This window comes from Acidovorax benzenivorans (genome assembly GCF_028680575.1).
Taxonomy (GTDB): Bacteria; Pseudomonadota; Gammaproteobacteria; order Burkholderiales; family Burkholderiaceae_C; genus Acidovorax; species Acidovorax benzenivorans.
The window spans coordinates 245,603-263,326 of record NZ_JAPCKI010000002.1 but is presented as its reverse complement, the minus strand read 5'-3'; the positions used below and the strand labels follow the sequence as shown (position 1 = coordinate 263,326).

At 64.6% G+C, this 17,724-nt stretch carries 15 protein-coding genes and 1 CRISPR repeat array (1 of these 16 running past the window's edge); of the genes, 13 read left to right on the top strand and 2 right to left on the bottom strand.

The window, feature by feature from the left end:
• Nucleotides 1–46 precede the first annotated feature (46 nt).
• Nucleotides 47–1,426 (top strand): alpha,alpha-trehalose-phosphate synthase (UDP-forming), encoded by a 1,380-nt coding sequence (gene otsA, locus OIN59_RS04620; RefSeq protein WP_274107567.1) that lies wholly within the window; start codon nucleotides 47–49, stop codon nucleotides 1,424–1,426.
• Nucleotides 1,427–1,549: 123 nt separating this feature from the next.
• Here otsA and OIN59_RS04615 read toward each other — a convergent pair whose 3' ends face one another.
• Together OIN59_RS04615 and OIN59_RS04610 are read right to left on the bottom strand one after the other, a co-directional pair.
• Nucleotides 1,550–1,744 carry a DUF2905 domain-containing protein gene (locus tag OIN59_RS04615; RefSeq protein ID WP_274107565.1) on the bottom strand — a complete coding sequence of 65 codons (195 nt, stop codon included), beginning with the start codon at nucleotides 1,742–1,744 and terminating at the stop codon, nucleotides 1,550–1,552.
• Nucleotides 1,745–2,875: a class I SAM-dependent methyltransferase gene (locus OIN59_RS04610; RefSeq protein ID WP_274108078.1), complete on the bottom strand. Its 1,131-nt coding sequence runs from the start codon at nucleotides 2,873–2,875 to the stop codon at nucleotides 1,745–1,747. It abuts the gene before it with no gap.
• A gap of 15 nt (nucleotides 2,876–2,890) precedes the next feature.
• Here OIN59_RS04610 and OIN59_RS04605 point away from each other — a divergent pair, with 15 nt between their 5' ends.
• The 12 genes from OIN59_RS04605 (at nucleotide 2,891) to cas6f (ending at nucleotide 16,783) form a co-directional block, all read left to right on the top strand.
• Nucleotides 2,891–3,676: an SDR family oxidoreductase gene (locus OIN59_RS04605; RefSeq protein ID WP_274107563.1), complete on the top strand. Its 786-nt coding sequence runs from the start codon at nucleotides 2,891–2,893 to the stop codon at nucleotides 3,674–3,676.
• Nucleotides 3,677–3,726: 50 nt separating this feature from the next.
• Entirely contained in the window at nucleotides 3,727–4,098 is a 372-nt protein-coding gene (locus tag OIN59_RS04600) for a dihydroneopterin aldolase (protein WP_055396414.1), read from the top strand.
• Between the two features lie 16 nt (nucleotides 4,099–4,114).
• A complete protein-coding gene (gene ttcA, locus OIN59_RS04595; protein ID WP_407655064.1) occupies nucleotides 4,115–5,086 on the top strand; it encodes a tRNA 2-thiocytidine(32) synthetase TtcA in 972 nt (323 codons plus the stop codon).
• Between the two features lie 55 nt (nucleotides 5,087–5,141).
• Nucleotides 5,142–5,759 (top strand): DUF4136 domain-containing protein, encoded by a 618-nt coding sequence (locus OIN59_RS04590; protein WP_274107558.1) that lies wholly within the window; start codon nucleotides 5,142–5,144, stop codon nucleotides 5,757–5,759.
• Between the two features lie 81 nt (nucleotides 5,760–5,840).
• Nucleotides 5,841–6,482 (top strand): histidine phosphatase family protein, encoded by a 642-nt coding sequence (locus OIN59_RS04585; protein WP_274107556.1) that lies wholly within the window; start codon nucleotides 5,841–5,843, stop codon nucleotides 6,480–6,482.
• Nucleotides 6,466–7,632, top strand: a complete 1,167-nt coding sequence (locus OIN59_RS04580; protein ID WP_274107554.1) for a DSD1 family PLP-dependent enzyme — start codon at nucleotides 6,466–6,468, stop codon at nucleotides 7,630–7,632. Before OIN59_RS04585 ends, OIN59_RS04580 begins: the two co-directional genes overlap by 17 nt.
• 85 nt (nucleotides 7,633–7,717) lie before the next feature.
• Nucleotides 7,718–8,707 (top strand): type I-F CRISPR-associated endonuclease Cas1f, encoded by a 990-nt coding sequence (gene cas1f, locus OIN59_RS04575; RefSeq protein WP_274107552.1) that lies wholly within the window; start codon nucleotides 7,718–7,720, stop codon nucleotides 8,705–8,707.
• A complete protein-coding gene (cas3f, locus tag OIN59_RS04570) occupies nucleotides 8,704–12,252 on the top strand; it encodes a type I-F CRISPR-associated helicase Cas3f (protein WP_274107550.1) in 3,549 nt (1,182 codons plus the stop codon). The genes cas1f and cas3f overlap by 4 nt, the downstream gene beginning before the upstream one ends.
• A 368-nt stretch (nucleotides 12,253–12,620) precedes the next feature.
• On the top strand, nucleotides 12,621–14,027 hold the full coding sequence (csy1, locus tag OIN59_RS04565) for a type I-F CRISPR-associated protein Csy1 (protein WP_274107547.1): 1,407 nt from the start codon (nucleotides 12,621–12,623) through the stop codon (nucleotides 14,025–14,027).
• Nucleotides 14,024–15,112, top strand: a complete 1,089-nt coding sequence (gene csy2 / locus OIN59_RS04560) for a type I-F CRISPR-associated protein Csy2 (RefSeq protein WP_274107545.1) — start codon at nucleotides 14,024–14,026, stop codon at nucleotides 15,110–15,112. Before csy1 ends, csy2 begins: the two co-directional genes overlap by 4 nt.
• 56 nt (nucleotides 15,113–15,168) lie before the next feature.
• Nucleotides 15,169–16,194 (top strand): type I-F CRISPR-associated protein Csy3, encoded by a 1,026-nt coding sequence (gene csy3, locus OIN59_RS04555; RefSeq protein WP_274107543.1) that lies wholly within the window; start codon nucleotides 15,169–15,171, stop codon nucleotides 16,192–16,194.
• 13 nt (nucleotides 16,195–16,207) lie between these two features.
• Complete coding sequence (gene cas6f, locus OIN59_RS04550; protein WP_274107541.1) at nucleotides 16,208–16,783, top strand: type I-F CRISPR-associated endoribonuclease Cas6/Csy4; 576 nt, start codon at nucleotides 16,208–16,210, stop codon at nucleotides 16,781–16,783.
• 129 nt (nucleotides 16,784–16,912) lie between these two features.
• Nucleotides 16,913–17,724: a CRISPR direct-repeat array (repeat unit 28 nt; unit sequence GTTCACTGCCGCATAGGCAGCTCAGAAA) (it continues 4,746 nt past the right edge of the window).

The following is a 17,724-nucleotide window of genomic DNA, read 5'->3' as shown; positions in this document are numbered from 1 at the left end:
TGATGTCCGACACATCACCATCCCCTGTGACAAGGAAGATTGCGAGATGAGCAGGCTTGTTGTTGTCTCCAACCGCCTTGCAGATCCCCGCAAGCCCGCAGCCGGTGGTTTGGCCGTCGCCCTGGGCGAAGCCCTGAACCAGACCGGCGGGCTCTGGTTTGGCTGGAGCGGCACCGTGGTCGAAGGCGGCACACCCGGCGAGGGCGAACTGCACACCCGACAGGCGGGTGCTGTGACCCTGGCCTCTGTGGACCTGTGCCGCGAAGACCACGACAGCTACTACCACGGCTACAGCAACAGCGTGCTCTGGCCGGTGTTCCACTACCGGCTGGACCTCGCGGACTTCAACGCCAGCTACATCGCAGGCTACCGCCGCGTGAACCAGATGTTTGCGCGCAAGCTGCTGCCGCTGCTGCGCGACGACGATGTGATCTGGGTGCATGACTATCACCTGATCCCGCTGGCCGCCGAGTTGCGCGCCATGGGCTGCAAGCAGCGCATCGGCTTCTTCCTGCACATCCCCGTGCCACCGCCGCTCATCATGGCGGCCATCCCACAGCACGAGTGGCTCATGCGCTCGCTGTTTGCCTACGACCTGGTGGGCCTGCAGAGCGAGGCCGACGTATCGCATTTCACGCGGTATGTGCGCAACGAAGGCAGCGCAGAAGCACTGGACGAAAAACGTGTGCGCGCCTTCGGGGCCACCGTGGTGGTGCAGTCGTTTCCCATCGGCATCGACGTGGACGAATTCACACGCCTCACGCACGCACCCGACGCGGTGGAAACCTACGAGAACATGCGCGACGAGTATTCACGCAGGCGCCTGCTGCTGGGCATTGACCGGCTCGACTACTCCAAGGGCATTCCGCAACGCGTGCGGGCCTTTCGCGAACTGCTGGACCGCTACCCGGAAAACCGCGACAGCGCCACGCTCATCATGATCGCCTCGCCCACGCGCGACGACGTGAACGCCTATGGCGACCTGCGCCAGGAGCTGGAGGGCCTGTGCGGTTCGGTCAATGGCGACTATGGCGAGCTGGACTGGATGCCGGTGCGCTACATCCACCGCATGGTGGCCCGCAAGCGGGTGCCGGGCCTGTGCCGCGCCGCCGCCGTGGGCCTGGTCACGCCCCTGCGCGATGGCATGAACCTGGTGGCCAAGGAGTACGTGGTGGCGCAAGACCCGGACGACCCGGGCGTGCTGGTGTTGTCACGCTTTGCCGGTGCGGCCGAGCAGCTGAAAGAAGCGCTGCTGGTGAACCCCTACGACACCCAGGGCATGGCCGACAGCATCCAGCAGGCGCTGCAAATGCCGCTGGCCGAGCGGCAGGCGCGCCACCAGAAGCTCATGGCCCGCATCAAGGAGCACGACGTGCACTGGTGGCGCAAGGCGTTTCTGAACGCCTTGCAAGCTGCGGAGCAGTAAGAGCGGCTAACAAAACTCCCCTGGCGTCGTTGTCCCGCCTTGTCGTACTACTTGTACTGCCTGCGGCGGAACGTCTAGCCAGGGCCGCTTCGCTGAGTTTTGTTAGCCGCTCTAAGCGCCTGTTTACAGCAGTTTGGTGAGCAGGCTGACCACAAAGCTCAGCAGCAGCGTGGACGCCAGCGGCACATCCCAGTCGCGCCCCAGCCAGCGAAACCGGAAGTCCCCCGGCAGGCGCCCAAAGCCCAGGCGGCGCAGAAAGGGCGACAGCCAACTGATGAGCATCAGCGCCAGGAAGATGACGAGGAGCCAGCGGAACATCTAGAGCCGGTGTGATCGATCGCCGTGCGCAAACCCCATGGGCTCCCACGCTTCGCCCGCGCCCAGGGCCAGCACCTTGAACAGCTCGCCCATTTCGTGTTCCATGATCAATTTGGCAGCTGTCGCCCGCTGTGCTTGCGGTAGCAGCTCCATTTTTGGTAGCAACCCGCAGTTGATGAGGAAGTGGGCCTGCGTGGTGTAGCCCAGCACCTGCAGCCCCGCATCCTGCGCGGCCAACGCCATGGCGGTGAAGTTGACGTGGGCCGTGATGTCCTTGCGGCCCACCGCCACCAGCGGGTCGCCATCGGCCAGGTGGCCCTGGTGACACATCACCGTGCCCATGTGGCGCTGGGGGTGGTAATACTCGTCCTCGCCAAAGCCGTAGTCCAGCAAAAAGGCGGCGCCGCGCTCCAGGCGGTCGGCCAGCATGCGGATAAAACCTTCGCCCTGAGCGTGAATCTCGGTCAGGTAGTCCTGCGGGCCTTCGATGTCCACAGGCGGGCGCAGGTCGGTGGGGCGGTCGGCCCAGGCAAAGCTGCCGTCGCCATCCACGACCACGCCGCGCTCGTACCAACCATCGCCGTCTTTGCCGCCCTGCTGGCCACCGTGGCGCGCGAGCAGTTGCACGGGCATGGCGTCGAGCACCTCGTTGCCCACCACGACGCCGCTGAATTTCTCGGGCAAGGCATCCACCCAGCACACTTTGTGCGAATGCGCCACCAGCTTGGCCTGCTGGCGCGCCCGCAGGCTGCCTGACAGATCGACGATGGTGTAGCGCTGCACCTGGTCGCCTAAAGCGTCGAGCAGCTGCAGCGCCAGTGCGCCCGAGCCCGCGCCAAACTCCCACACCTCGTCGGTCGCGGTCTGAGCCAGGGCCTCGCCCACCTGCGCGGCCAGCGTCTGGCCGAACAACGGCGTCATCTCGGGCGCAGTCACAAAGTCGCTGCCCGACTCGGGCATGGCGCCGAACTTGGTGGAATCGTTGGCGTAGTAGCCCAGGCCGGGGGTGTACAGGGCCAGTGCCATGAAGCGGTCAAACCCCAGCCATCCACCCTCGGCGGCAATGGCCTGGGCAATGTGCTGGTGCAGGGCGGTCGTTAAACTGTCGGGTCTTTGGGTCACGGCCCGCATTGTCTCCCAGCCCACATGTCTCACCCCTCCCACCCACGCACCGTTCTGGTCACGGGCGCTGCCAAGCGCCTGGGCCGCAGCATTGCACTGGCCCTGGCGGCGGGGGGCTGGCAGGTGGCGGTGCACTACCGTTCGTCGGAGCAAGATGCTATCGATACCGCAGCTGCTTGCGCACGACTGACAAGCACCAGCGCCCATTTTGATGCTGATTTTGAAGACGAGGCTGCCGTGCGCGGCCTGTTGCCCCGTGTGGTGGCGCACTTTGGCAGCGTGGATGCGGTGGTCAACAGCGCCTCACTGTTCGAGCACGACAACACCGCCACCTTTGGCTTTGCCGCGCTCGAAAAACACCTGCGCAGCAACACCGCCGCCCCCGTGCTGCTGGCCCAGGCGCTGCACCAGCATGTGGCCAGCCGCGCTGCGGCAGGCGAGGCCGACGCGCAGGGCGCCGTGGTCAACCTGCTGGACCAGAAGCTCTGGAACCAGAACCCCGACTTTGTGAGCTACACGCTCTCCAAGGCCGCGCTCGAAGCCGCAGGCACCATGCTGGCCATCGCCCTGGCCCCGCGCGTGCGCGTAGTGGGTGTGGCGCCCGGCCTCACGCTGACCAGCCACATGCTCAGCGACGAAAAGTTTGCCCAGTTGCACGCCCTCTCGCCCCTGGGCCGCTCGTCCACCGCCGGGGACGTGGCGAGCGCGGTGAAATTTGCGCTGGAGAACCGGTCCATCACCGGCACCACGCTGCTGGTCGATGGCGGCCAGCATCTGATGAAGTTTGACCGCGATTTCTCGTTGATGTGAGCGCACGCACACACGCGCACAAACACGCCCACTCAATCTAGGACCTATTCATGACCACCGCTGCAGGCACCCAGATCCTCACGCTCACTGGTTTGCGCTTTGACGCCAACCTGGGCATCCTCGACCACGAAAAGACCGACCCGCAGCCCATCCAGGTCGATGCCGAACTGAGCCTGGGCGTGCAGCCGCTGGCCCCGCGCGACGACGACATCGGCCATGTGCTGGACTACCGCCGTGTGCGCCAGATCATCATCGACGAGTGCACGGCCGAGCATGTGAACCTGCTGGAGAGCCTGATCGGCAAGCTGGCCAACCGCCTGATGCAGCTGCCCGGCGTGTTGGGCGTGCGCGTAAAGATTGCCAAACTCGAAATTTTTGACGACTGCGAAGTGGCCATTCGCGTCGAGACAGGACAGTGGTGACCCCATGAGCACCGTATTGAACGAAGCCCCAACCTCCATCCCCACGCTCGCCAACCCCTCCCACTGGACCGACGAGCCCGCAGAAGCCGCAGCGAGCGGCGCCGCTCGCATGAAGATCGAGCGCGAAACCCACAAACTCGAAAAGCGCCTGTGCCGCGAGGTCGGCAAGGCCATCGTGGACTTCAACATGATTGAAGAAGGCGACAAGGTGATGGTGTGCATGTCGGGCGGCAAGGACAGCTATGCGCTGCTGGACATTTTGCTCAAGCTCAAGGCCCGCGCGCCCATCCACTTTGACCTGGTGGCTGTGAACCTCGACCAGAAACAGCCCGGATTCCCTGAGCACATCCTGCCTGAATACCTGGCCACCACCGGCGTGCCGTTTCACATCGAGAACGAAGACACCTACAGCATCGTCAAGAAGCTGATCCCCGAGGGCAAGACCACCTGCAGCCTGTGCAGCCGCCTGCGCCGGGGCATTCTGTACCGCGTGGCCGATGAGCTGGGCTGCACCAAGATCGCGCTGGGCCACCACCGCGATGACATCCTGCAAACGCTGCTGCTGAACATGTTCTTTGGCGGCAAGATGAAGAGCATGCCGCCCAAGCTGGTGAGCGACGACGGCAAGCATGTGGTGATCCGCCCGCTGGCCTACGTGGCCGAGAAGGACACCACCCGCTGGGCCGCGCACCGCAACTTCCCCATCATCCCGTGCAACCTGTGCGGCAGCCAGGAGAACCTGCAGCGCAAGCAGGTGGGCGAGATGCTGCGCGATTGGGAAAAGCGATTCCCGGGCCGGGTGGAGAACATGTTCAACGCGCTGCAGAACGTGGTGCCCTCACACCTGCTGGACGGCAGCCTATACGACTTCCAAAACGCCAAGGCCACGGGCATCGCCAGCGAAGACGGCGACAAGGCCTTTGACAAGGAAGAGTTTGTGGCACCGTCGCCATCGCTGCCAGGCGTGCAGGTGGTGCAGCTGTCGTGAACCCCGGCGAGCTGCGGCACTCTCATGGAGACTTCTTTTTCTGGAGCGTCTCACCATGACAACGCAACGCCGATGGATCCACGCCCTCGTTTTGGGCTTGGCCACCGCCCTGCTCGTGGGCTGCAGCACCACGCGCGTGGTCGAGGGGCAAGTGCAGAGCTTCTCCACCCTGGCGGCCGTGCCCGCGCCCGCCACTTACCGCATCGAGCGCCTGCCTTCGCAGCAAACGCCATCATTTGACGCCATCGCCGCACTCGCTGAACAGTCGCTGGCAAGCGCCGGCCTGCAACGCGACGATGCCGCCCCCCGCCTGCTGGTGCAACTGGGCGTGCAGGCCGACGCCGTGCCGCGCTACGACCCCTTCCGCCCTTACGGGCCCTACGGTGCGTATGGCCCTGGCCCTTGGGGCATGGGCGGCTGGTATGGCAGAGGCTGGGGCGTGCATGGAATGTGGCGTTTTGGCGAGCCCACGCCCCTGCACCGCCGCGCGGTCAGCGTCGTGATGCGCGACGCCAGCACCCAGGCCGTCGTATACGAAACCTCGGCCGTGCACGAAGATGTGTGGGTGAGCGACCCGGCCGTCTATGGCGTGTTGTTCGACGCCGCGCTCAACGGCTTTCCGAAGCCGCCCCAGGGGCCCCGGCAAGTGCGCCTGCCGCTGGTGCAAAAATGAAACCTCCCATTGAGCGGCTGCGCGGCGCTCCCCGCCGGTTTCATCGGCTGCGAGCTACATCCAACGCCATCGAAAACTGACATGCAAGCCACCCGCATCGTTGCCATCCGCCACGGCGAAACCGCCTGGAATGTGGACACCCGCATCCAGGGCCACCTGGACATTCCTCTCAACGATACGGGCCTGTGGCAGGCCGACCAGGTCGCGCAGGCCCTTGCGGGCGAGCCGATAGCGGCCATTTACTCCAGCGACCTGCAACGCGCACACGCCACCGCCCAGGCCGTGGCCCGCGCCACCGGCGCCCCGCTGACGGCCGAGCCCGGACTGCGCGAGCGCAGCTTCGGGCACTTTCAAGGCCGCACGTTTGCCGAGATCGAGGCCGAGCTGCCCGAAGACGCTCTACGCTGGCGCAAGCGAGACCCACACTACACGCCCGAGGGCGGCGAGTCGCTGGTCACGCTGCGCGAGCGTATCGAACGCACCGTGACCACCCTCGCGCAGCAGCATGTGGGCGAGCAGGTGGTGATGGTGGCGCACGGCGGTGTGCTCGACGTGCTGTACCGCCTGGCCACGCGCCAGGACATCCAGGCGCCGCGCACCTGGCAACTGTCCAACGCCGCCATCAACCGCCTGCTGTGGACACCCGACGGCCTCACCCTCGTCGGCTGGGCGGACACCCAACACCTTGACCAAATTGTCCTGCGCGATGAAAACCACGCCTGAATTGCAATCCACCATCGGCCAGCGGGTGGACGCTATCGACACCCCCGCCCTGGTGGTAGACCTGGACGCCATGGACCGCAACATCCAGCGCATGGCCGACTTTGCGCGCAAGCACCAGGTGCGCTGGCGCCCCCATGCCAAGCTGCACAAGAGTGCCGAAATCGCGCTGCTGCAGCAACGCGCAGGCGCCCAGGGCGTGTGTGTGCAGAAGGTGGCCGAGGCCGAGGCGCTGGCGGCCGGTGGCGTGGATGACATCACCATCACCAACCAGGTCATCGCCATGCCCAAGCTGCACCGCGTGGCACGGCTGGCCGCGCAGTTGGCAGCAGGCGGCGGGCGCCTGGGCGTGGCCGTGGACCACATCGACGGCATTGAGCGCCTGGCCGAAGCCATGGCGCAATCCGGCAGCGATGCGGGCATTGACGTGCTGGTCGAGATCGACGTGGGCCAGGGCCGCTGCGGCGTACCCCCCGGCGAAGCCGCCGTGCCGCTGGCACTGGCCGTGGCGCGCAGCCCGCGCCTGCGTTTTGCGGGGCTGCAGGCCTACCATGGCCGCGCGCAGCACCTAGCCAGCAGCGTGGGCCGCCGTGAGACCATTGCCGCCGTGGTGCGCGCCGCCGACCACACGCGCCAGCTCATCGAAGCCGCTGGGCTGCCTGTGCCACTGATCACCGGCTCAGGCACCGGCACCCTGGTACACGAGGCCGCCAGCGGCGTGTTTGGCGAGTTGCAGGCAGGCTCCTTCCTCTTCATGGATGCCGACTACGCCCGCAACGAGCGCGAACCCGCTCAGCCCGCGTTTGAAAACGCGCTGTACGTCAAGACCCAGGTGGTGTCGGTGCGCGACACCCACGCTGTGTGCGACGCAGGCCACAAGAGCCACGCCATCGACTCCGGCCTGCCCACGGTGGCCCTGCTGCCCGCCGACCGCACCCTGCGCTACGCCAATGGCGGCGACGAACACGGCCTTCTGTACGCCGACGGCCCCGACGCCCGCCTGCCCAGCCTGGGTCACATGCTCTGGCTCATCCCCGGTCACTGCGACCCCACGGTCAATCTGCATGACTTTTTGATCGGTGTGCGCGGCGGTTTGGCGGCTGGCACGGTGGAGCGCATCATCAGGGTTGATGCCAGAGGCGCGCTGACCTGAGCGATCGACTGAGCACTGCCAGTGCAGGGGCTGAATCTGCCAAATTTTCCGTGATGTACCTGCCGTTTTGGGCAAAACTGATGCGATGGAAGCCATTGCATCATCTGACCTGAAGACCATCCTGCACTCCAAGCGGGCCAATCTCTACTACCTGGAGCATTGCCGCGTCTTGGTCAATGGTGGCCGCGTGGAGTACGTCACCGACATGGGCAAGCGCAGCTTGTACTGGAACATTCCCATTGCCAACACCACCAGCATCCTGCTGGGCACTGGCACCTCGATCACCCAGGCGGCCATGCGCGAGCTGGCCAAGGCCGGCGTCCTGGTGGGTTTTGCGGGCGGAGGTGGTACGCCGTTGTTCAGCGCCAACGAGATGGATATCGAGGTCGCTTGGTTCGCGCCCCAATCCGAATACCGGCCCACGGAATACTTGCAGGCCTGGGTACGCTTCTGGTTTGACGACGATTTGCGCCTGATGGCGGCCAAGGCACTACAGACCGCCCGCTTGCAACGCCTGCGGCAGCAGTGGCTGGCGCGGCCCCTGCGGGAGGCTGGCTTTGCCGTGGAAGCAACGCGCCTGGACGCGCTGGCAGGGCAGTTCACACAACGCATTGCCACGGCCCCAGACGTGACCGCCCTGCTCACGGACGAAGCCCAGCTCACCAAAACCCTGTTCAAGTTGGCGGTCGATGCCACACGCTACGGCGAATTCACGCGCGCCAAGCGTGGCAGCGGCACCGATGCCGCCAACCGCTTTCTGGACCATGGAAACTACCTGGCCTACGGCCTGGGCGCCACGGCCACCTGGGTATTGGGCTTACCGCACGGTCTGGCGGTGTTGCATGGCAAGACACGAAGAGGTGGCCTGGTATTCGATGCTGCAGATCTGGTGAAGGACGCAGCCATCTTGCCCCAGGCGTTCCTGTCGGCCATGCAGGGCGACGACGAGCAGCAGTTCCGGCGACGCTGCATTGAAACGTTGACGCAAAGCGAATCGCTGGATTTCATGATCGATACTCTCAAAGCCATCGCTATCGCCACCGCGCAGCAAGCCACGGCCCGCCCCACACCATGAATGTGTTGTTCATTTCCCAGTGCAACAAGCGCGCACTGGCGGAGACGCGCCGCATCCTCGACCAATTTGCCGAGCGGCGCGGCGAGCGCACCTGGCAAACACCCATCACCCAGGCCGGGCTGGACACCGTGCGCAAGCTGCTGCGCCAGACAGCGCGCAAAAACACTGCCGTGGCCTGCCACTGGATTCGCGGGCGCGACCACAGCGAGTTGCTGTGGGTGGTGGGCGACGCAAGCCAATTCAACGACCAGGGCGCCGTGCCCACCAACACCACGGCCAGCAACGTGCTGCGCGCCGGTGACGAAAACGCCTGGCACCACCTGCCGCTGATGACCGCCCTGGCCGCGCTCGCGGCCCTGCTGCATGACCTGGGCAAGGCCACGCAGGCGTTTCAAGACAAGCTCAAGAACGTCGGCGTGCGCGAGCGCAACCACTACCGGCATGAGTGGGTGTCCGTGCGGCTATTCCAGGCCTTTGTGGGGCAGGACGACGATGACGGTTGGCTGCAGCGGCTTGCGGCATGTGCCGAGGCGGAGGGGGATGCCCAGGCATTCGAGACACCGTGGTTGGACCACGCTGGCGGGCGGCTGCTGCGCGATGGGCTGGACGAGCCTCAGGCCTCGCAACGCTTGCCGTTCGCCCGCCTGCCGCCGCTGGCCCAGGCCGTTACCTGGCTGGTGTTCACTCACCACCGCTTGCCCTGCCTGCCGGTGAAGCAGGCACAAGGCATGGATGCCGAGGACCAAGAGGACAGCAGACACACCTACCGCCGCTTTGGTGCACGGCCCAGTTTCATCAACACCAGCGAACTCAACGACGTGCTGCTACGCGTTAGCGCCGACTGGAACGAGCCACGCGAACACGCAGAACCCGCCACGGTGCGTGCCCATTGGCACTTCCCGCACGGGCTGCCCGTCATCACGCCCGCTTGGCGCAAGCAGGCAGCACGCTACGCACGCAAGCTGTTGGACCTGTCGCAGGCACCCGGTCAAGACACGGTGCTGCACGACCCCTTTGCCATGCACGTCGCCCGCCTGTGCCTCATGCTGGCAGACCACCACTACTCCAGTCTTACCGACAAAACCGTGCGGACGCCGTACCTCAACGAAGGCTACCCGCTGTACGCCAACACACGCAGCAATCACTATCAAAACAATAGCTGCTCGCGCTTATTAGACAAGCACCAGAGCCCAATTTTCAATCAAACACTGGACGAACACCTGCTGGGCGTGCAGGCCCACGCCACGCTGGTGGCACGGTCTCTGCCCAGCCTCACGCGCAGCCTGCCTGCGCTCAAAAACCACAAGCCCCTCAAAAAGCGCAGCGCTGACCCACGCTTTGCCTGGCAAGACAAGGCCGCCGACCTAGCCGCCAGCGTGCGCGCCCGCGCAGCGCAGCAAGGTGCGTTCATCGTCAACATGGCCTCCACCGGCTGCGGCAAGACGCTGGGCAACGCCCGCATCATGAACGCGCTGGCCGACCCGGCCGCTGGCATGCGCTGCGCCTTTGCCATGGGACTGCGCACGCTCACGCTGCAGACAGGACGCGTGTTCCAGCACGACCTGCAACTGAGTGACGAGCAATTGGCCATCCAGGTCGGCGGCGCGGCCAGCCGGGCGCTGTTTGAATACTGGGAGCAGCAGGCCGAAGCCACCGGCTCCGCATCGAGCCAGGCGCTGCTGGACGAAGCGGGAACGGTGCTCTACGAAGGCAACGACCAGCACCCGCTGCTGCAGCGCCTCACGGATGACGCCAAGGCCCGTGCCCTGATTGCCGCACCGCTGCTGGTCTGCACCGTAGACCACCTCACCCCCGCCACCGAAAGCCTGCGTGGCGGCCGTCAGATCGCGCCGATGCTGCGCCTGCTGACGGGCGACCTGGTGCTGGACGAGCCCGATGACTTCGATATGGCCGACCTGCCCGCGCTCACCCGGCTGGTGCACTGGGCGGGCCTGCTGGGCAGCCGCGTGCTGCTGTCATCGGCCACCTTGGCGCCCGCGCTGGTGGAAGGGCTCTTCCGTGCCTACCGCGCCGGGCGGGCCGTGTACCAGCGCCACCGCAGCGAGCGGCCCAGCGAGCCCGCCAACATCTGCTGCCTGTGGGTCGACGAGTTCCACCAGACCGCGCAAGACTGTGCGGATGGCGCTGCCTTCCGCAAAGCACACACCCAATACGTGCAAAAGCGGGTAGCCAAGCTGAAACACGCTGAGGTGCGGCGCCTTGCGCAGATCGCACCCTTACCCGACGCCTGGCACGGCATGCAAAAAGCAGAGCGCCGCAAAGACTTTGCCCGCCTAGTACTGGAGCAAGCGTGGGAGCTGCACCAACGGCCCCACAACCACAGCACGGATACCACCACCCACGCCGCCAGCGAAAAGCGCGTGAGCCTGGGCCTCATCCGCATGGCCAATATTGCCCCGCTGTATGACGTGGCACTGGCCATGTACGCAGCCGATGCCCTGCCGCCAGCGCTGCAAGGCAAGGTTCGCGTCCACCTGTGCGTGTACCACTCGCAGTTTCCCCTGCTGCTGCGCTCGGCCATCGAACAGCAGCTGGACACCCTGCTCAACCGCCATGGCGCGAAGGACGGCCAAGACCCCGCGCTGCAACGCCCGGGCCTGCGCGCGCTCATCGACGCCCACCCCGAGCCCCACCACCTGTTTATCGTGCTGGGCAGCCCCGTGACCGAAGTAGGCCGCGACCACGACTACGACTGGGCCGTGGTGGAGCCTTCGTCCATGCGCTCGCTCATCCAGCTCGCCGGGCGCGTGCGGCGGCATCGGCCCGGGGCTGTGGGCGGGGTGAACATGGTGGTGTTGGACAGCAACCTGCGGCACTTCAAAGACAAGAGCAAAGCGGCGTTTTGCAAACCAGGCTTTGAAATGGACCCACAGCCGCCAGGGTCGAGCGACGCTGCACAGAACTTCTACCTGCACAGCCATAACCTGAGCCAACTGATGACGCGCTTGGTCAAAGACGATGAACCGTGGGCAGTGGATGCCCAACCGCGCATTGAAGTGGCCACCGCGCAATACCATCCCCGCCGTCATTGGGCCGACCTGGAGCACGAGCGCATGCGCGATGCCATGTTGCAACGCTCTGGAACCAGCAAACACACCACCGCCCCCGAGCGCGCGGCCTTCCTGCATTGGGCGCACCCCGGTCAGCTCTGGCTCACCGGCCTGCTGCCGCAGTGCCAGCGCTTTCGCTACGACCCACAACAACGCGACGACGTGGCCCTGCTACCGGACGAGGAAGAAGAAACGCTGTGGCTGCACCGCGTGCAAGACGGAGAACGACGCTACGAAAAGCTCTATGTGCCCATCCACCAAAGTCTGTGCCACCCCGTGCCTGCGGCGCAACTGGCATCACCCAGCGTATCGCCCTGGCCGCAGATGAGCTTGATGGGGGAACTGGCTGCACTGGCACAAGCGCGGGGCTTGTCGCTGGAGCACTGCGCAAAACGCTATGCCACCGCCAGCCTGCCTGAATCTCAGGCGGGCTGGTGGTGGGATGAGCGCTTGGGCTTTACGAAGAAAACCTGAGCTGCCTGTGCGGCAGTGGATCGACAGCCAAATTGTCTAGCTGACTTTTCTGAGCTGCTTTTCAGCAGATGTTGCAAAGATAGCACGCCACCTTTATGATTGACCAATAGCAGATAAATTGACTACGTCAAAAATATCAAGTTGACTGGTTATTTTTTAATAAACAAAAAAACCGTGGTGCAAGTACCAGTTGCACCACGGTTGATTCAGCAACGTGCCCAGCAGGCACCAGAAGAAAGGAGGCTTTGTGCTTAGCAACCACTTGACCTTATTAGTCGTATGACGGCTTGCCGTCCAAACCTATCCCCCGGTTGGCTTTGTGCTGACCGGGGAATTCTAGCTTCCAACCCTTTTGGAAAGGTATTCCCATGTCTGAAGCCCCTGCAACAGGTGGCAAGGCAGGCTACCGAGCGGCCATCAGCGCCTTCCTGCAAGAGCGACTGCAAGCCAAGCTCGACAAGCTCAAGCCTGACGATCCCCAACACAATGAAGTGATTGCTTCATTCGCCCATGATGTGTGGCTGGCCAGCGCGGCCAAGCGCGTGGAGCAAATCCAGGCCGTTACCCACTCCCTCAAACCCATCCACCCCGATGCGCGGGGCACCAACCTGTATGTGGAGCCCCGCACCCTTCCCCCGCTGGCCGAGCTGGGCAGCCACGCACTGGGCGAACGCTTTGTGGGCGATGTGGTGGGCAACGCTGCCGCGCTGGACGTGTACAAGCTGCTCAAGCTGGAAGTGAACGGGCGCAGCCTGCTCACCGCCTTGCTGGCGCAGGATGCTAACGCCCTGGCTGCGCTGCACGCCGACCCGGCGCAAGCCCAGGCACTGCGCGATGCATTCGTGTCATTGACCCAGCCGCGTGCCGAAGGCCCCAGCAGCCACACCCTGGCCAAGCAGCTGTACTGGCTGACGGGCAGCGACGCCGGCGAGGATGCCGACTACACCCTGCTGGCCCCGCTGTACGCCACGTCGCTGGCGCATGCGGTGCACGCCCAGGTGCAAGAAGACCGTTTTGGCGAGACCAACAAAGCCGCCCGCCAGGCACGGCGCGAACGCAAGGCACATGACGGCGTGTTCCACGACTACCCAGGCCTGGCCGTACAGAACATGGGCGGCACCAAACCGCAGAACATCAGCCAGCTCAACAGTGAGCGGCGGGGCATGAATTACCTGTTGTCGTCGCTTCCGCCGCAGTGGCAGGCCAGCGCGGTGCGGTTGCCGGTGCATGCAGCTTCGGTGTTCGACCGGCTGTTCATCGCCCGCCCCGAAGCGCGCCGGGCCGTGCGGGCGCTGCGGGTGTTTTTGGAGTCCGCCCCCGACGCCAACCTGGCGACCCGTGAGCGGCGCGAAGAGCTGCTGGACACTCTGGTAGACGAGCTGGTCTCGCTGGCCGCCGAATTGCAACAAATCCTGCCCCCGGGTTGGAGCCGGGATGACGAGCGCTTTGAAAAGCTCGATTACGAAGAGACGCTTTGGCTTGACCCTCTGCGCACAGAGATACCCGAAGAAGCCCAATTTGCACATGACTGGCTGTACATGGATTGGCCCGCAGCCATCGGCAAAGCCTTCGGCAACTGGCTCAACGCACAACTGCGCGGCAAGCTGCCGATGGGTGATGCCGAAGCACGCGAGTGGAAGAAAGTGCTGCTGACCGATGAAGATGGCTTCAAGCAACAACTGCGCGAACTGCGCGACAAGTTGGATGCGCCGCACTACATCCCCATCCGCAAAACACATGCGGAGTTGGTAGCACTGCGGGAGGAGAACCCATGAGCCCGCTGCAACCCCAAGCCATCCTCGTTTTGCCCCACCTGCGCATCCAGAACGCCAACGCCATTGCCAGCCCGCTCACGCACGGCTTCCCGTCCATCACGGCCTTTACGGGCGTGATGTGGGCGCTAGAGCGCAAGCTGGCCCAGGCTGGCGTGCCGCTGCAACTGCACGGCGTGGGCGTGGTCTGCCACCACCACCAGGAGCAGGTCACACAGGGCTACGTGCGCAGCTTCAACCTCACGCGCAACCCGGTGGACAAAGACGGCAGCACCGCCGCCATCGTGGAAGAAGGCCGCATGCACCTGCAGATCACGCTGGTGCTGGCCGTGTCAGAAAAGCGCACGCCCGGCACCCCGGCAGCGCTGGTGCAAGGCAACCAGGCGCAGCTGGACGAATGGGCTGCGAAAGCAGGCCACATCCTGGCGGGCATGCGCGTGGCGGGCGGCAGCGTGCTGCCTTCGCGCCCGGTGCCGGGCAAGCGCGTGCGGCCCTGGATGGCCATCGTGCCCGAAGACCCCGTGGCGGCAGAGAAGGCGTTTCGCCAATGGCGGCGGCAATGGCTGCCAGGCTTTGCCCTGGTGGGGCGCGACGACCTGCTGGCCCAGCGCCTGCAAGACCTGCTCACCACACAGCCCGATGCCACACTGCTGGATTCCTGGCTGCATGCGGCCCGTTTTAACTACGAGCCTGTGGTGCCTGACGGCGGCACACCAGCACCCGACGGGCAGGTGCCATGGGCAGACCCGTGGCGGCCCAAGGGCAGCGGCTGGGTAGTTCCCATCCCCGTTGGCTATGCCGCGCTGACGCCCACACACGCCCCTGGCGCCGTACGCAACGCACGCGATGCGACGGTACCGCTGCGGTTTGTGGAGTCGGTCTATGCGCTGGGCGAGTGGATCAGCCCGCACCGCCTGACCCATCTGGGCCAGTTGCTGTGGCATGCCGAAGCCGACGAGGCCAAAGGCTTGTACCGCTGCCGCAATGCCTACAAGCCCGCACACGCGGACGACGCCAACGCAAATGCCGCGGCGCGCACTGACGCATTGGACGAATGGGACGACGCCGAGGCCTATGACTACACCTGAGCCCCGCGTATCAGCCCCTTCGCATTCAACACACCCATTTTTGAAGGATTGACACCATGACCGACAAACTCACTACCGCTTCCGTCCTGGCTTTTGAACGCAAGCTGGACCCGTCCGATGCCGTGTTCCATGCAGGCCGCTGGGACGACCGCGCACAGTCGCACGCGTGGCAGCCCGTCACCATCAAGCCGAAGTCCGTGCGCGGCACCATCAGCAACCGCCTCAAGGCCAAAGACCAGGACCCCGCCAAGCTGGACGCCGCCATCGAGAACCCCAACCTGCAAACCGTAGATGTGGCCGCCCTGCCCGCTGAGGCCGACACGCTCAAAGTGCAGTTCACGCTGCGCGTGCTGGGCGGCGCAGGCACGCCATCGGCCTGCAACAGCGCGGCCTACCAGGCCAAGCTGCTGGCTACCGTGCAGGGCTATGTGCAGCAACACGGCTTTGGCGAGCTGGCCCGGCGCTACGCGGCCAACCTGGCCAATGGCCGCTTCTTGTGGCGCAACCGCGCCGGGGCCGAACAGGTGGAAGTGACTGTGGACCAGATGCAGGGCGGGCAGTCCGCACATACATGGTCTTTTGATGCTCTGGCGCTTAATACACGGGCGGTAGGCGCTATCAATACAGAAGCAGAAGGCCTAGACGAACTGGGCCAAGCCATTGCCGCCGGGCTGGCCGGTTCGCAACATGTGCTGCTGCGGGTGACGGCCTTTGTGCGCCAGGGTGCGGGGCAAGAGGTGTTCCCATCGCAAGAGCTGATTCTGGACAAAGGTAGCGCCGGCAAGAGCAAGACGCTGTACCACGTGGACGGCGTGGCCGCCATCCACTCGCAAAAAATCGGCAACGCCATCCGCACCATCGACACCTGGTACGAAGGCGCTGAAGAACTGGGCCCCATCGCGGTGGAGCCCTACGGCTCCGTTACCACCCAGGGCAAGGCCTACCGCCAGCCCAAGCAAAAGCTGGACTTCTACACCCTGCTGGACAACTGGCTGCTGAAAGACCAGGTGCCCCCCGCAGAGCAACAGCACTTTGTGATGGCGGTGCTGATCCGTGGCGGCGTGTTTGGCGACGCCAGCTGATGCGCGAGGCCCCATGACCACGCACTACATCAACATCACCCTGCTGCCCGACCCGGAGTTCAGCCACGCGCACCTGCTGGGTGCGCTGGTGGCCAAGCTGCACCGGGCACTGGTGCTGGGGCAGACCACCGACATTGGCGTGAGCTACCCGCAGCACATCGGCCAGCCACTGACACGGCGCACCCTGGGCGCGGTGCTGCGCCTGCACGGCACGCCCGATGCACTGCAGCGCCTGATGGGGCAAGACTGGCTCAAGGGTATGCGCGACCACACCCAGGTCAGCGAACTGCGCCAGGCCCCTGCCGATGCACCGCACCGCACCGTGCGCCGCCGCCAGTTCAAAACCAGTGTGGACCGCCTGCGCCGCCGCCGCATGCAACGCAAAGGCGAAACCGCCGAACAGGCTGCCACCGCCATCCCCGACACCGTGGAGCGACTCCCCAACCTGCCGTTTGTGCAACTGCGCAGCAGCAGCACAGGCCAGCCGTTTTGCCTGTGCGTGGAGCACGGCTCGCTGCAACCGCACGCGGTGGCGGGGGCCTTCAACGCCTACGGCCTGGGTCACGAAGCGACCGTGCCCTGGTTTTGACCCTTTTTTCGGGGCCGGTGACGGGCCCTTTGGAATCAAGCACTTACAGAACACCCCAGGAATTGGGGTGTTTTGGCTTGGAAGGGGAATGTTCTTTAAAAATCAGGAAGTTACGGGGCTAGACTGATAGTTCACTGCCGCATAGGCAGCTCAGAAAACCGAATCATTCGCACTCTTCAAAATACCGGCGTTCACTGCCGCATAGGCAGCTCAGAAAACAGACCGGCCAATTCGTCGCCAGAGGATGAAGTTCACTGCCGCATAGGCAGCTCAGAAAAGCAACGGCAGATGCGGTGGACGCGCAGCGGTGTTCACTGCCGCATAGGCAGCTCAGAAAGCCAGGACGACATGCGCAACCGGCCAGAGCAAGTTCACTGCCGCATAGGCAGCTCAGAAATGTGGACTCAAGACAACGGGCGATGCGCTCAGGTTCACTGCCGCATAGGCAGCTCAGAAATTTGCTGGTCTGGATAGAAACATTGCCTCCATGTTCACTGCCGCATAGGCAGCTCAGAAAAGACACCTCGGCCAGGCCTGCGGCTGCATCGAGTTCACTGCCGCATAGGCAGCTCAGAAAAATCAAGTCCGCTACATCGCCAACCACGCTTTGTTCACTGCCGCATAGGCAGCTCAGAAAACTCAGGACGGTGTTGATATGCGCTTCAACTCGTTCACTGCCGCATAGGCAGCTCAGAAAACAGAGCCCGCAACCCAGCGGGCTCGCTTGTTTGTTCACTGCCGCATAGGCAGCTCAGAAAATGCGCGTCTGGATGGCTTCGGACATTCGCAAGTTCACTGCCGCATAGGCAGCTCAGAAATTGCCCCGACCTTGGCCCTGCGCGGTCACTCTTGTTCACTGCCGCATAGGCAGCTCAGAAATTTTCGTGCGCGATTCGCAGCGCCTCCTTGGCGTTCACTGCCGCATAGGCAGCTCAGAAAAC

Coding starts and splice junctions, on each gene's coding strand:
- otsA (WP_274107567.1), top strand. CDS start 47: ATGAGCAGGCTTGTTGTTGTCTCCAACCGCCTTGCAGATCCCCGCAAG.
- OIN59_RS04615 (WP_274107565.1), bottom strand. CDS start 1,744: ATGTTCCGCTGGCTCCTCGTCATCTTCCTGGCGCTGATGCTCATCAGT.
- OIN59_RS04610 (WP_274108078.1), bottom strand. CDS start 2,875: ATGCGGGCCGTGACCCAAAGACCCGACAGTTTAACGACCGCCCTGCAC.
- OIN59_RS04605 (WP_274107563.1), top strand. CDS start 2,891: ATGTCTCACCCCTCCCACCCACGCACCGTTCTGGTCACGGGCGCTGCC.
- OIN59_RS04600 (WP_055396414.1), top strand. CDS start 3,727: ATGACCACCGCTGCAGGCACCCAGATCCTCACGCTCACTGGTTTGCGC.
- OIN59_RS04590 (WP_274107558.1), top strand. CDS start 5,142: ATGACAACGCAACGCCGATGGATCCACGCCCTCGTTTTGGGCTTGGCC.
- OIN59_RS04585 (WP_274107556.1), top strand. CDS start 5,841: ATGCAAGCCACCCGCATCGTTGCCATCCGCCACGGCGAAACCGCCTGG.
- OIN59_RS04580 (WP_274107554.1), top strand. CDS start 6,466: ATGAAAACCACGCCTGAATTGCAATCCACCATCGGCCAGCGGGTGGAC.
- cas1f (WP_274107552.1), top strand. CDS start 7,718: ATGGAAGCCATTGCATCATCTGACCTGAAGACCATCCTGCACTCCAAG.
- cas3f (WP_274107550.1), top strand. CDS start 8,704: ATGAATGTGTTGTTCATTTCCCAGTGCAACAAGCGCGCACTGGCGGAG.
- csy1 (WP_274107547.1), top strand. CDS start 12,621: ATGTCTGAAGCCCCTGCAACAGGTGGCAAGGCAGGCTACCGAGCGGCC.
- csy2 (WP_274107545.1), top strand. CDS start 14,024: ATGAGCCCGCTGCAACCCCAAGCCATCCTCGTTTTGCCCCACCTGCGC.
- csy3 (WP_274107543.1), top strand. CDS start 15,169: ATGACCGACAAACTCACTACCGCTTCCGTCCTGGCTTTTGAACGCAAG.
- cas6f (WP_274107541.1), top strand. CDS start 16,208: ATGACCACGCACTACATCAACATCACCCTGCTGCCCGACCCGGAGTTC.